Genomic DNA, 562 nt, shown 5'->3' with positions numbered 1-562 from the left:
TCAATTATAGAATTAGTTATTTCCAAAAATTACTCTTTTGTATGGTAGGAACCTTGTTAAAACCGATGAAGATATGTATCGATAACAGAAAATCAGCAAGTGGTTTTCTCTTGGTAGCCGGTTTACTGCTAACCTCATGTGAAACCACAAAAAAAGTCGCTTATTTTCAGGATATAAGCTCGGAGCAACAATCCGAATTAGCAAATACTGCGAGATTCACTGAACCGGTTATTCAACCCGATGATATACTATCCATTTCAATTTTCACTATTGATCCAACAACTAACATGGTAGTGAATCAAGCGGCGAGCCAGGCGATCAGTACGGTTACTGGTACCACAGTTGCTTTAGGTGCCACGCCACCAACGTCAGGATTTTTAGTAGATAAGAATGGGGAAATAGATCTTTCCGTAGTTGGAAAAGTGAAAGTTGTAGGCCTAACCACTTATCAAGCAAGGGATTTGATTAAGGAGAAGGCTGCTGTGGTTTATACTCATCCTAATGTGCAAGTGCGTTTCGCCAACTTTAAAGTAACCATCTTGGGAGAGGTTGCGAGACCAGC

General features: G+C 40.4%; 1 protein-coding gene. It reads left to right on the top strand.

Translation table 11 applies throughout. The features are described 5' to 3' along the window. On the top strand, positions 1 to 562 hold a 562-nt coding region (locus tag ACNOHI_RS25360), incomplete at both ends, for a polysaccharide biosynthesis/export family protein (protein ID WP_420477495.1).

The organism is Noviherbaspirillum sp. ST9, from assembly GCF_048799745.1.
Classification (GTDB): Bacteria; Pseudomonadota; Gammaproteobacteria; order Burkholderiales; family Burkholderiaceae_D; genus Noviherbaspirillum.
The sequence above is the reverse complement of the archived record's forward strand: the minus strand, read 5'-3'. Positions and strand labels throughout refer to the sequence as shown.